Genomic DNA, 13,810 nt, shown 5'->3' with positions numbered 1-13,810 from the left:
CGCCAACAAGTTACTGAGGTGAAGTTACCGTTACAGCATTGGGACTCCCCGCTGCTCCAGAACGGGGCATAGTTTGGATTAAGCCAGCCTGCGCGTTTGCAAAACTGCCGCGTCCCGTTTCGGGACAAGCTTTATCAAACTTTCACGAAATATCTATATGGTTTGCGCGCACAGCAACTATGATGATGCACCGTAACTAAATGTGACACCGAAACGAACCTGGAGGCTGGATGATGCAACATCTGCGCCGTAGTCGTTTGTTTTTGGCTGTACTTCTGCTGGTTGTTCCAGCGTCTCTTTTCGCCCAATGCGGCGTGGAGCGCTGGTCAGTAAAAACCGGGACTGACGCCGATGTCGGCCTGGTCAACCTGAACTCTTCCACCAATACAACCATCGCAGCGTTGCGCGCGCCGGCCGCGCCGAACCCGATCCCAGCCAATAATCGCGTGTCCCCGTGGGAAACCACGCAGTGGGTACTCAATGCCACGCTCACGGAATATAAATTGGAAAGCGATTCCGACTATCATCTGGTGCTACAAGATGCTGGCGGGCTCACCATGATCGTGGAGATTCCCTCGCCGTCATGTGTTGGCGCGGGCAGCCCATTTTTGCCGGGCATAACCAACGCGCGGAATGAATTCAATGCCAAGTTCACGGCTACCACCAGCTTCCAGACGGCGAACATCCCGGTGAAGGTCACAGGCGTGGGAATGTTTGATTTTCTGCACGGCCAAACCGGCGTTGCTCCCAACGGAATTGAGCTGCATCCGGTGCTGGACATCGTCTTCAATCCCGGCACCCAGACGCCCGATTTTGCTTTGAGCGCTTCGCCCACCACGGTTTCTGTGGCGCAGGGTGGAACCAAAACGACAACTGTTTCCACCACGGTTTCAGGTGGGTTTAATTCCGCCGTATCGCTTTCAGCCATTGGGCTTCCCTCTGGCGTGACCGCAGCTTTCAGTCCGACGTCAATCGCCGCTCCGGGCTCTGGCAGTTCCACGCTGACGTTCACCGCCAGCAGCACGGCCACAACAGGCACATCCACAATCACGATCAACGCCAGCGGCGGCGGAGTTTCGCACAGTACCACCGTTTCGCTGACGGTTGGTTCAGGCGGCACAACCACGCAGATCATCGGAAATCCCGGGTTTGAGAACGGGTCCACAAGCCCCGCTCCCTGGACGGTAACCACAGGCGTGATCAATAACTCCACCAGCGAACCGCCTCACACCGGAAGCTGGGACGCATGGCTGGATGGTTATGGCACCACGCACACAGACACTGCGCTGCAACAGGTGACGATCTCGTCGACCGCCACAGCGGCAACGCTGACTTTCTTCCTGCACATTGACACTGCTGAAACCAGCACCACCACAGCCTTCGATACGTTGACCGTGCAGGTGCGCAATTCTTCCGGCACCGTGCTTTCAACCCTGGGAACGTTCTCCAACCTGAACCACAACACTGGATATGCGCAGAAATCGTTTAACCTGCTCAGCTTCAAAGGACAGACAATCCAGATATTCTTCAAGGGCGTGGAAGACTCCACGCTGCAAACCTCATTCGTCCTGGACGACGTAAACCTGAACGTAACGCAATAAGGAGAGCTTATGAAAAAATTCGCGCTTGGGATTTTATTGCTTTGCGGCACGGTGACCTGCGTCCTGGCCGCGCAACAACAGGCTTCGGTGGACCGCCCGTCGGAGCCCAACTTTGCTTTTGACGACGACGGCGGCAAAGCCCAGATTGTTCCTGTCGACCTTTCCGTGGCCGGACCAAAAACATTCCACGGCGGCCCCGTTCTGGCTTCCACCCAGCAAGTCAGTATCTTTCTGGGCGCGGGTTGGGGCGATGCGCAGGTTCGTGGCCGTGAAGCTTCCCTGCTTGATGTCACGGCATCCGCTGGAAACACACAGGTCGCGGAGTTGAAGCAGCACAGCATCAAAACGCTGCGCGCTGCGCCAAAACTGGAAGACTTCAGCGATCTCAGCCAAAGCAAGGTGAATGACCTCACCATTCAGCAAAAGCTTTCAGACATGCTGAAGAGTAAGGCCATTCCCGCGCCTGCGGCGGGGACTGTCTTTGTGATCTTCCTTGCCCCTGGCATTCAGTCAACCTTGGGTGGACTTCAGGGCGGCGTCGATTACGCGGCATACCACAACTTCGTCAACCTTGAAGCCGGCGAAATTCACTACGTGGTGGTGCCGTTCCATGAAAATGCAGCCACTCACAGCGCGGCGGCAACACGCGCCTTTGCTGAAACCGCTCTGAATCCGAATGGGCAGGGCTGGTTCTGAGCTGACTTGGTGTTGAACGAACGAAGAAGCAGCGCTTAAAGGAGGAGCTTTATCGCTCCTCCTCTTTTTTGCATCTTCTTTACTGCTGTATCCAGCCGCGGCGCGGAGCAGGGCCTTCAGCCTGTGATATAACTTTCGAAAAAATTCGGCTTCAATGCCTCCGGCCAACCGCATTAGCGCTTCTCCTCTTCGTCTTCTTCCTTGTCACTGCCGGGATGTTCTTTGATCCATTTTTCTGCCGCAATCTCAGCATGTTTTTTCCGTGCGGGAGTGAGCTTGTGCTCAAGTCCCTGCGCTTCTGCTTTGCTCTCATCGGACCTGAACCGCGCCCCGATCGTGAACCATGTGAACGCCTTAGCTTTGTCTGGCCCGCATTTACTTAAATAAAGCCGTCCGAGCTCGTACATTGCCCGCGCCTCTCCGTGTCCAGCCGCTTCCTCATACCAATGCACCGCCACGGGACAATTGCCCTGGCCTGCGGACTGTCTCGCCAGCTCCAACTGCGCCGCCGGTTGCTCCTGTCGCGCTGCCTTGCCATACCACTTGCGCGCCTCGTCCGCATCTTTGTTCACGCCTGCGCCGTCATCGAGCGCCTTAGCCAGATGAAGCTGCGCCTCAGCATTTCCCTGCGCTGCGGCCTTCTGGTTCCACTCTGCTGCTTTTACCGGATCGGCTGCCACGCCAAACCCGCGCTCATACATAAACGCCAAGTCACGCTGCGCGCGCGGATCGCCCTTTTCTGCCGCCTTGCTCTCCCAGGCCAGCGCCTGCGCATAGTCAATGTTTATGCCGCGACCATAAAGGTAAATCCTGCCCAGCTCATATTCAGCCGGCGCGTAACCCTGGTTCGCCGCCTTGGTAATCCAGCGGATCGATTCTTTACCATCCGGCTTTACATGCATTCCCAGGTCATAGCAGGAAGCCAATGCCGTTTGCGCCGCGGGATCATTAGCATCGGCGCGCTGCTGAACGGCGATGAAATCTTTGTCCTCGCGCGGGCAAGCATCGGTTCTTTGTGCCTGCGCCAATGCGGATATAGAGAGGGCAATCGCGATTGCGAAGGCCCTGAGCTTATAAGCTGGAATCATGGAATGCTTTTGAACCGAGGTTTGAACCGAAGTAAGTATAGTGCGCTCCGTGCGCCACGGCCCAGCCGGTTTACGAGCTTTACGTATTTTTAACATTCCCGAAAAGAATGCCGTATGCACCTCGAACCAGAGAGTGCAGCCGAAAAACCCAAAGCACTGATCCAATTTACGGTAGTGTCCTCCCTGCGGCCGCGTCCCAAAATGCGCATTTGTGATCAACAGCAAAGTTGAACTCGGTCTCCGGCGTAGGCGGCACAAATGACTGCATGTCCGTCTCCGCCACGCTGAACACCGGCCAGTTCGGCGTGCTTGGCTGATTGGGATTGCCGTTGGCGGCGAATGCTGTCCAGTATTGCACCATATTTCCTGCAAGTTGCCGCTGATCGGCATTGAGGGGCGTCGTTGGAAACGCAGCTCGCAAGTCAAAAAGGTACTGGAGTTCAGATGCATGCGCCGCGCCGTAAGGAAAACCTGCAAAGGGCAGGAAGTCTTCCGGCGCATTCTCGTCATTAAACTCGTAGGCAAAGGTCGGCACAAACTGAGCGGTAAGCGCGCTGGCAAAATGTGCGGGGCATGCAAAAATCGCGTCCGTGCCAACCGCTCCCAGCGCCAGTTCGGTACTCAGCGTCGTAGTCCCTGACGGATACAAAGCGACGATCGGCCCTGTGGCTGCCACTGGAATCCCAAGCGTCGCGGCAATGATCTGCGGATAATTGCCGGGCGTGGGAATGATGCCGGCAAAAACGTCATTCAGGGCGACAAACAGCCGCCATTCGTCATGGTTGCTGCCATTGATCACCGGCACGCGATTGAACTCACCGCTGGCAAGCGCCGTATCGATCGACTGCGGGATCACCCTGCCATCCACATTGGTCACGTAGCCGGCCGGATTCTCCTTCGCCAGTATCTGCCCGACCGTGAGAGCGCGCAGGCACGCCGCAGTTTGTGCGGTGCATCCTTCGGCTGTGGCGAATGCACTCCCTTGTGCTTCCGCTGTCGCCAGGCTCGGCAGATTGAGGCGGTAGGCGCCGCTCTCCACAATTGCCCTGTCAAACAAGTGCTTCGCCAAAGGTGAAACAAGATTGCTGAACGTGCTGAGCCCACCGGCCGACTCGCCGAAGATCGTCACATTCTTTGGGTCGCCTCCAAACGCAGCGATATTCCGCTTCACCCACTTGAGCGCCAACTGCTGGTCCATGATGCCGTAGTTGCCAGAAGCCGGCGCATGATCCGCATCGCCGTCGCTGTCAGGATCGGCGGCTTCAGCGCTCAATGCCGGATGCGCAAGAAACCCCAGAGCTCCAAGCCTGTAGTTGATCGTAACCACAACCACGCCCTGCTCCACCAAACGCTGGGGATTGTAGTCATCGCTTTCACCAACCACCAGCGCGCCACCGTGCATCCAGAACATCACAGGAAGGCGGCCATGATCGCGGTCTCCATCATGACTAGCGTGTCGCACGGGAGTAAAGACATTCAGGAAAAGGCAATCCTCCGTCGCGCTGGCAAGACCAAACGGGGACGTGGGCTGAGGACAGTGATTCCCAAACTGGGTCGCGTCCTGGATGCCAACCACCCGCTCGGGCTTGCGGGGCGGTCTCCAGCGAAGATCTCCCACCGGAGCTTGAGCGTAACGAATCCCCAGAAATTGGTCCATGGTGGCTGTCGCCACACCGCGAAAGGCGCCGTCTTCGGCGATTATCAGCGGGCCGGATGCGGCCATCGCGCTGTTCCTTGCCATTGCCATCAGAACACAAGCCGCCGCAGCAGCCCATAACAGCCGCGATAACCAATTTTGTTTTGCTGTTTTTCCCACGGAGATCATGACGCTCTCCTTTCGAGGTCAGATTTTTTTAGTTCCACTGAGGCGTTGGGCAAACCACCCAGCCAGTCCGGTAGAGGTGCTCATTATAGTCTGCTGCGCTTGTTTGAGGAGCCTTCAAAATAGGAATGAAACACTATTACGCTCATTTATCTGGATCGTGCGTGCAAACGCTGTGTGTCAACGACTGTAACCGGGATGTTACGCCGATTTTAGCCCCACGGTACTTTCAACAAAAATGGTGGTTACGAATTCGATTGCAAACCCATCGCTGCGACCGGTTGTTTCCGCCTGTGCCAGTAATCCAGGGCCGCAAAAAGAAGGACGGCAGGCACGCCGGTCAGCCCGCAAACGATAAAGAAAATGCCGTAGGCATGAATAAGGCCGTGCGTGGCGCTCAGTCTTTCCACCTCAGCGCCCGAAAACCCCTTCAATATCTTTCCCAGCCAGGCATAGGTTGAACTCAACAGCGCATACTGCGTGGCGGTGTATCCAATGTTGGTGAGACTTGACATGTAGGCTATAAGCGCAACGCCTGCAAAGCTGATGCCGAAGTTATCACCTGCCATGATCAGCGCAAAGAGAGGAACTGTGGCGCCCGCAATGGAGAGAGTCGCATACGCGGCGATGGCGGCAGACTGCAAAATGCCCCCGATGATGAGCGCGCGCATGTAGCCAAGCTTCAGCGAACAGAATCCGCCGGCTGCAATGCCTGCAAACGTCGCAACGAGTCCGATTGACCCGCGCACGGCTCCGACCGTTGCCTTCGAAAGACCGATGTCGTGGTAGTAGGGATTCGCCATCGGCCCCATGATGAAGTCCGGCACCCGGTAGAGACTGATTGCCGCCAACATCACGAACGCGAGCCAGCCATGTGCACGAAAAAAAGCGATGAACGGTCCCACCACAGCGTCAAAGAAGCCGCGCCACGTCCAAATCGGCGCTGCCCGCTCTTTTTCATGCATCACCGCATCCGCGCGCTCCGGTTCCCTGGCAAACCAGGTCGCGATGATTCCAACTGCCATAGCCGCACCGTAAATACCGTAAGACATGCGCCAGCCCACGGTCGCTGCCAGGATGAGGATCAGGGAATCTGTAGCCAGGATCGCCATGCGATAGCTGAACTGATAAGCAGACGCGAGAAGACCTTGTTCTTCTCCATCGTCTGCCGATTCGATTCGCCAGGCGTCGACCACGATGTCTTGTGTCGATGAGGCAAACGCGACGACAAGCGACAGAGCTCCGAGCCGGCCAAGCCCGAATTTGGTGCCCGCTCCGCCCATCGCGCACAGCGCCAGCCCGACGACAACTTGCGAGAACATCATCCACCCGCGCCGACGTCCAAGCCGCCTAAACAATGGCAAATCGACGCGATCCATTACGGGCGCCCACAGAAACTTCAGCGAATAGGCGATACCCACCCAGGAAAGAAATCCGATCGCCGTCAGGGAGGTATGTTCATCGCGCAGCCAGTAGCCGAATGTATTTCCCACCAGGAGAAAAGGAAGGCCTGAAGAAAACCCGAGCAACAACATCGCAAGCGTTTTGGGCCGCAGGTATTCGGTGATCCGGTGCTTGTGCGGGCTCACGCGTCCATTGTCTACCGGAGCCTCACGAAACACAACCATGGCTCCTGTCGCGCCTGCGGCGGCGCGGGCCCCAGAAGTCCTCTTGTAGGAAGTTTCACCAGATGAGCACCCTGAAATGCCCCTGGCATGTTTTACCCCCGTATTGTCGACTGCCCGCAACCCATCATTCATTTGCTTGCTCGTGAATATCGGAAACCTCCCGCACTTGGCCCTCTGCCACAAGACACGCTCCACCCCGTAGAGTTACAATTTCGTTTTCGCAATTTGCTGTCATTCTGATCTGCAATACTCATGGAGGCATCCTGTGGACGATCTGCCTGAGAAGCCTGCAAAGCCCGATAAAAGCGACAAAGCCAAGGAATCTAAACCATCATCTTCCAGCTCTGGAGTTTCCCGGCGCGACTTCCTGAAAATATCTGGAGTCTCTGCCGCGGTCCCGCTGGTGAGCCATGTCAGCGCGCTCGCGCTCGATGACGCGCCGCACGTTCAGGGGCCGGGCAAGGTTCCGGTATCGCTCACTGTGAATGGCAAGAAGCTCAATGCGCAGCTTGAGCCGCGAGTGACCCTGCTGGACGCATTGCGAGACCAGTTTGAGCTTACCGGCGCCAAGCGCGTTTGCGATCGCGGCACCTGCGGCGCATGCACCGTGCTGATGGACAACAAAGCCGTGTACTCCTGCTCCGTGCTGGCCATTGATGCGCAGAGCGCGCAGATTACAACCGTGGAAGGCCTCGGCGAGCCGGGCCATCTCCATCCCATCCAGCAGGCCTTTATCGATAATGACGCGCAGCAATGTGGCTTCTGCACGCCGGGCTTCGTTGTGGCCACCAAGGCTTTTCTTGACCAGCATCCCAACCCCACGCCGGAGCAGATCAAACACGGTCTGGGCGGAAACTTCTGCCGATGCGGAACTTATGCCGGAATGCGCGCCGCCGTTTTGCAGGCCGCAAAGACGAAAGGAGCCTGATCCATGGCAGACGACAATACTAAATATGGATGGCCCGCCGCAGACAAGCGGACGCTGATTGGAAAACGCATCTCCCGCGTCGATGGCCCGGATAAAGTTTCAGGCCGCGCCAAATACACCTATGACGTTCATCGGCCCGGCATGCTGTACGGCAAAGTAGTTCGCTCGCCGCATGCCCATGCCAAAGTCGTGAGCATTGATACCTCCGCCGCTGAGAAAATGCCCGGAGTAAAAGGCGTTTACATTATCCAGGATAAAGGCAGTGAAATTCACTGGGCCGGCGATGACATTGTGGTCGTAGCCGCCGTTGATGAACCCACCGCAGCCGACGCGGCGCGCGCCATCAAAGTTGAATATCAGCCGCTTCCCTTCTTCGTCGACGATTTTTCCGAGCCTAAAAACATCGCGGAGAGCACCGGGCCGCTTACCCAGCGCGATGTCTTCCAGATGTTGAATGACGATGCACCGGACGAACAGGTTGTCGCCGCGGTACAAAAGCGCGGGCTTGCTTTTAAAGTTAGTCCAGAGATGGCGAAGCGGATGAAAGACAATGAAGTCAGCGACGATATAATCAAAGCGCTGCAGGCTGCTCCGGTGAAAGAACCAGAGCCCAACAATTCGCCTTACAAGAAAGAGAGCGAGCAGGTCAAAGGCGATCCCGACGCAGGCTTCAAAGAAGCGGAGGTTGTCTCTGAAGGCGTTTATGGCTGTCCAGTGATCACGCATTGCTGTCTGGAAAGCCACGGCTCCATCGCCGAGTGGACTGACAACGATCATCTCTTCTCCCACATCTCCACGCAGAATGTTTCCGGGCTCGCAGGCCAGTACGCGCAGGCGCTGAAGATTCCGGAAAGCAACGTCCACGTGCACCAGGACCACATCGGCGGAGGCTTTGGCAGCAAGTTTGGCATTGACCGCTGGGGCGCTTATACCGCGCAGGTTTCAAAAAAGGCAGGCGGCAAGCCGGTCCGCGTAATGCTGGAGCGCGATGCCGAACTGGAGGTCGCAGGCTGCCGTCCTTCGGCCTTTGCGAGGGTTAAAGTCGGAGCCAAAAAAGATGGCACACTCACGGCATGGCAATCTGAATCATGGGGCACTGGCGGCCCGGGCGGCGGCGGCGCTCCACCCATGCCTTACGTTGTAAACATTCCTAACCAGCGCAAGCAGCACACAGCCGTTGCTACCAATATCGGCCCGGCACGCGCGTGGCGTGCGCCCAATCATCCGCAAGGATGTCTGATTACCATGTCGGCCATTGAGGATTGTGCCGCCAAGCTGGGCTTGGATCCTCTGGACCTCATGCTGAAAAACATCGCGCTCACGGCGCCGCCGGAAGATACATACCATCGCGCCGATACATACCGCGACGAGCTGATGATTACCGCTGACCTGATCGGCTGGAAAAAGAACTGGCATCCACGCGGGCAAGGCTCCGGCACTGAGAGACGCGGCTTAGGGCTGGCCATCCACACTTGGGGCGGGCGCGGACATGAAAGCAACTGCGCCCTCACCATCTATCCCACTGGCTCTGTAGAAATCCAAATGGGCACTCAGGACCTTGGCGTGGGAACCCGCACCGCTATCCTGATTGTTGCTGGTGACACTCTGGGTCTTCAACTGAACCAGATGGAATTGAAGATCGGCGACAATCAATATCCAAAGTCAGGCGGATCAGGCGGCAGCACCACGATTGGGGGCGTCAGTTCTTCTACTCGTCGCGCAGCCATTGACGCACGCGAACAGCTCTTCGCCAAAGTTGCTTCGGCGCTCAACGCTAAGCCGGACGAACTCGAGGCTGTTGGCGGAAGCATTCGCGTAAAGTCAGCCCCGTCGCGCAGCTTGAGTTGGAAAGACGCCTGCGCGCGGCTGGGAACACAGCCTATCCAAACCTTGGGTAAAAATCCTGGGCCTGGTGATCTCATTTCCAGCGGTGTTGGAGGCGCTGTGATGGCTGACGTCTCCGTGGACACGGAGACGGGCATCGTGAAGATGAACAAAATGGTCTGCGCGCAGGATTGCGGCCTTGTCATCAGCCTGAAGACGGCTGAGAGTCAGGTTTACGGCGCCATGATCATGGGCATCGCCACCACGCTTTACGAAGAAAAAATCATGGATAACAACCTTGGCACCATGCTCAATCCCAACATGGATTTCTACCGCCTCGCGGGCATCGGCGATGTTGGCGAGCTGGTGGTCCATATGATGACGGGCAAAGGCTATGACGAGCGCGGGCCGATCGGTCTTGGTGAACCGCCGACCGTAGGCCCCATGGCTGCAATTGGAAATGCCGTGGCCAATGCCATAGGCGTGCGCGTGCCGTTCCTGCCCATCACTCCCGATCGCGTAGTGAACGCGCTCAACCCGAAAGGAGGCAGCAATGCGACCGTTTGATTACGCCTCTCCTACCACCGCGGACCAGGTGACCGCCCTGCTCGGCAAGAGCTGGGGCGAAGTGGAAATTCTGGCCGGCGGCAGCGATCTGCTTTCCCTGATGAAAGATGAGATCACCACGCCTAAACGGCTGGTGAACATCAAGACCGTGGAAGGGCTGCATGCCATCAGCACAGAGCAAGGCGCGCTCCACCTGGGCGCACTGGTTACGCTGGATAGAATCAGCGCGGCTTCCACGGCACAGCATAATTTTCCCATGCTGGCCGCCGCGGCCGGTGATGCAGCCAGTCCGCAGATTCGCAACGTCGCCACCATTGGCGGAAATCTTTGCCAACGCCCGCGCTGCTGGTATTTCCGCGCAGGCCACGGCTTGCTGGCGCAGAAAGATGGCAAGTCGCTGGTCCTCCAGGGCGACAATCGTTATCATGCCATTCTCGGCAATGATGGGCCCGCGCTTTTCGTCAGCCCATCCACCGTTGCGCCGGTGCTGATTGCTTATAACGCGAAGGTCAGTATCGTGGGACCTCGCGGGAAGAGAGAAGTTCCTGTAGAGAAATTCTTTGTCATCCCCAAGACCGAGCAGGAACGCGAACACGATCTTAAGCCTGATGAATTCATTTCGCACGTCATCGTGCCGCCGGCTCCCGGCGTTCGAGCCGCGCACTATGAAGTCCGCCAGAAAGAAGCTTTTGACTGGCCATATGCCACCGCCGCTGTCGCCCTCACGATGAACGCTAGCACGGTGCAGAGCGCGCGGATCGTCATGGGACACGTCGCGCCCATTCCGTGGGTCTCTGTGGAAGCGGCGCAGGCTCTGCAAGGCAAGGCCGTCACACAGGCCACGGCAGACCAGGCCGCGCAAGCCGCCGTAGCAAATGCCAAAAGCCTGGGACACAACGCCCACAAAATCCATCTGGCCCGGGTAGCTGTAAAGCGGGCCATTCTGGCCGCAGCCGGATCGCAGGCCGCAGGGGGTGCAGCATGAGCAACGTACCAGAAAGATTCAATACAGAACGGGCGGGGCTGTGCTCAGCGCTGCACTGGAAGAGCCAGTACATCTGGTCCGCGCCTGATCCCACGGTTCCCCGCTCCGGCGACGGCCTTTTCTGGTGCGCCATGACGCAGACCTGCATCGGACCTGACGGCAAACTGGCCGAGCCGGGAAATTGCTGTTCCGGCGAGCGCGGCTGCCACTGCGGAGCCAGCAAGTAAGCCAGGCACAGCGAAAGCGCCTCGCAACCATCGCAGCTCTCAATGTAGAGACGTAGCATGCTACGTCTCTTTACTTTTGTGGGCGCTGAACACCGTCGGAGAGTTGAATCTTTTATCCCGCAGACTACAATAGATAGAGCAGGGAGCGTGCTATGAGAAAGCTTATGGTTTCATTCATATTCATAACACTGCTGGGCTTGAGCGCCTTTGCCGCTTCAGCTCCACAGATCAAAGGCCAATACCTGGAAACCCGCAGTGCCGATGTGTACGTTGGCCAGTGCTTTGCCAATGGTGAAATGAACACCGCCGGACAGGAAGCAATCGTCGCCTGGCATATTGGTGAAGGCACGTGGGACGGCGTCTCGCTCGACGGCCTGACCATCGTCGGCGCAATCAAGGCGCAAGCCACGCTGGGCGATCCTTACGGCAAGCCGTATCCTGCAAAGTCCGTGCTGCTGGTTGATCGGCAGGCCACGCCGCAACAACGCGCAGCGCTGATCAACTTTGCTCAGGAGATGGGCGGCGAGCTTCTGCGCCACGTGGTCCGCGTCGTGGACGCGCCTATTGACATGGAAGTAGCGCAGGGCGAACACAATACCCGCGCCCGCTTGCAGGCTGGCGATGTCGTCACGGTGGAAACTCGGGCCATCGGCGAGAAAGACCACCTCTGCGGCAACGAAGATACTTTCTACAAACCGCTCACGCAGACCGCTCACGCCATGCCCGCCGTCGCCATGACGGACGAATATCGTGGCAAAGACCTGAACACTTCATGGACGCTGCATGACAAACGCAGCGCGTTTGTGGGAACGTTTGCGCGGTAAATACTAAGAATTATCACCAACAGGGCTGTCGATTCCGACAGCCCTTACTTTTGCCTGCTACGAACGAAGTAGATGCCTGACAACATAAGTAGCCGCCCGCCGTGGTAAGCTTTTCTGCTTCCCTTTTCATCTATGAATAATCCACATCCCTCCCACTTTGATCTTCAGGCAGCGGCAAAGCAACTGATGCTGCAAAATGGCTTTGAGCCGGAATTCCCTCCGGCTGTCGCGCAGCAACTGGCTGCGATCAAGAGCAAACCGCCGCAAGCTGCCCCGGGAAACGTCCAGGACTTGCGCAAGCTGCTGTGGTCCTCCATTGACAATGACACCTCGCGCGATCTTGACCAGATTGAGTACGCGGAAAAGCTGCCGGACGGCACCACGCGGGTACTGGTCGGAATAGCCGATGTGGATTCTTTCGTCCCCAAAGGCACGCCTATTGACCTGCATGCGGGTAAGGAAACCTGCACCGTCTACACAGGCGTCAGAAATTTTCCCATGCTGCCGGAAGAGCTTTCCACCGGCACAACTTCACTGCTTGAAGTAGATGGCAAGTTGAGTGTAGTCACGGAATTCGTGGTGAACGGCAGCGGAGAAGTAAGCAAGCACCAGATCTATCCGGCAATTGTCGTTAACAAAGCGCAGCTGGCTTACAACAGCGTGGGAGCATGGCTGGAAGGCACTGGGCCGGCTCCCGCCAAGGTGGCTGCTTCGCCTGAACTACAGGCGCAGCTCAAGTTGCAGGATGAGGTTGCTCAGGCGCTCAAGAATGAACGCTATCGCCATGGCGCGTTGAATATTGAGACGGCTGAAGTTCATCCCGTGGTGCTCAATGACAAAATTGTGGACCTGCAAAAGCAAGAGAAGAACCGCGCCACGGAGCTGATTGAAGATTTTATGATCGCCGCCAATGGCGTGGTGGCGCGCACGCTGGAAGAAGCCGGAATTTCTTCCATCCGTCGCGTGGTAGAGACGCCCGAACGATGGGACCGCATTGTGGCTCTGGCGGCGCAGCAGGGCGGCAAGTTGCCCGCTGTCCCTGACTCCAAAGCGCTCAATGATTTTTTGCAGACGCGCAAAACCGCCGATCCCGAACATTTTGCCGACCTGTCATTGGCAGTGATCAAACTGATGGGTCCCGGCGAATACGTTCTGGAGCGCCCCGGGCAGCCTTCACCCGGACACTTTGGCCTTGCCGTGCAGGATTACACGCACTCCACCGCGCCCAACCGCCGCTATGCTGATATCGTCACGCAGAGGCTGATCAAGTCCGTGCTGGGCCGGCAAAAAAGTCCGTACGTGGATGATGAACTTTCCGCAATCGCAACCAACTGTACCGTAAAAGAAGACGCGGCCCGAAAAGTTGAGCGCGGCATGTCCAAGCGGATCGCCGCCGTGAGCATGAGCAGCCGCATCGGCCAGATCTTTGACGCCATCGTGACCGGCGCCACGCCCAAGGGAACCTTTGTGCGGGTACTCCAACCCCATGTGGAAGGCCTGCTGGTCCACGGCCAGGGGAAAGACGTGGGAGACAAGCTGCGCGTCAAGCTGATCAGCGCCGATCCTCAGCGTGGATACATTGATTTCGTCGCTGCTTAACCCGGTTTGAGACGATAAATC

At 57.5% G+C, this 13,810-nt stretch carries 11 protein-coding genes; 8 read left to right on the top strand and 3 right to left on the bottom strand.

Features of this window, described 5'->3' with window-relative positions:
• Positions 1-230 precede the first annotated feature (230 nt).
• Together LAO76_03970 and LAO76_03965 are read left to right on the top strand one after the other, a co-directional pair.
• On the top strand, positions 231-1,601 hold the full coding sequence (locus LAO76_03970) for a hypothetical protein (protein ID MBZ5490074.1): 1,371 nt from the start codon (positions 231-233) through the stop codon (positions 1,599-1,601).
• A 9-nt stretch (positions 1,602-1,610) separates the two neighbouring features.
• Complete coding sequence (locus LAO76_03965) at positions 1,611-2,297, top strand: hypothetical protein (protein MBZ5490073.1); 687 nt, start codon at positions 1,611-1,613, stop codon at positions 2,295-2,297.
• Positions 2,298-2,470: 173 nt separating this feature from the next.
• Here the strand turns inward: LAO76_03965 and LAO76_03960 are convergent, their stop codons facing one another.
• The 3 genes from LAO76_03960 to LAO76_03950 form a co-directional block, all read right to left on the bottom strand.
• Positions 2,471-3,385 (bottom strand): sel1 repeat family protein, encoded by a 915-nt coding sequence (locus tag LAO76_03960; protein MBZ5490072.1) that lies wholly within the window; start codon positions 3,383-3,385, stop codon positions 2,471-2,473.
• A 166-nt stretch (positions 3,386-3,551) separates the two neighbouring features.
• Positions 3,552-5,108 (bottom strand): carboxylesterase family protein, encoded by a 1,557-nt coding sequence (locus tag LAO76_03955; GenBank protein MBZ5490071.1) that lies wholly within the window; start codon positions 5,106-5,108, stop codon positions 3,552-3,554.
• Between the two features lie 344 nt (positions 5,109-5,452).
• On the bottom strand, positions 5,453-6,835 hold the full coding sequence (locus LAO76_03950; GenBank protein ID MBZ5490070.1) for an MFS transporter: 1,383 nt from the start codon (positions 6,833-6,835) through the stop codon (positions 5,453-5,455).
• A 274-nt stretch (positions 6,836-7,109) separates the two neighbouring features.
• Here LAO76_03950 and LAO76_03945 point away from each other — a divergent pair, with 274 nt between their 5' ends.
• The 6 genes from LAO76_03945 (at position 7,110) to LAO76_03920 (ending at position 13,789) form a co-directional block, all read left to right on the top strand.
• Positions 7,110-7,763, top strand: coding sequence for a (2Fe-2S)-binding protein (locus LAO76_03945; GenBank protein ID MBZ5490069.1), 654 nt, complete (start codon positions 7,110-7,112; stop codon positions 7,761-7,763).
• Positions 7,764-7,766: 3 nt separating this feature from the next.
• A complete protein-coding gene (locus tag LAO76_03940) occupies positions 7,767-10,154 on the top strand; it encodes a xanthine dehydrogenase family protein molybdopterin-binding subunit (GenBank protein MBZ5490068.1) in 2,388 nt (795 codons plus the stop codon).
• Positions 10,141-11,139, top strand: a complete 999-nt coding sequence (locus LAO76_03935) for an FAD binding domain-containing protein (protein MBZ5490067.1) — start codon at positions 10,141-10,143, stop codon at positions 11,137-11,139. The genes LAO76_03940 and LAO76_03935 overlap by 14 nt, the downstream gene beginning before the upstream one ends.
• Positions 11,136-11,366 (top strand): hypothetical protein, encoded by a 231-nt coding sequence (locus LAO76_03930; protein MBZ5490066.1) that lies wholly within the window; start codon positions 11,136-11,138, stop codon positions 11,364-11,366. Before LAO76_03935 ends, LAO76_03930 begins: the two co-directional genes overlap by 4 nt.
• A gap of 152 nt (positions 11,367-11,518) precedes the next feature.
• Positions 11,519-12,190 carry a DUF1326 domain-containing protein gene (locus tag LAO76_03925; protein ID MBZ5490065.1) on the top strand — a complete coding sequence of 224 codons (672 nt, stop codon included), beginning with the start codon at positions 11,519-11,521 and terminating at the stop codon, positions 12,188-12,190.
• 132 nt (positions 12,191-12,322) lie between these two features.
• Positions 12,323-13,789: an RNB domain-containing ribonuclease gene (locus tag LAO76_03920; protein MBZ5490064.1), complete on the top strand. Its 1,467-nt coding sequence runs from the start codon at positions 12,323-12,325 to the stop codon at positions 13,787-13,789.
• Positions 13,790-13,810 lie beyond the last annotated feature (21 nt).

This window comes from Terriglobia bacterium (genome assembly GCA_020072645.1).
Taxonomy (GTDB): domain Bacteria; phylum Acidobacteriota; class Terriglobia; order Terriglobales; family Acidobacteriaceae; genus Angelobacter.
Note: the sequence above shows the minus strand (reverse complement) of the source record. Positions and strands in the feature narration are given on the sequence as shown.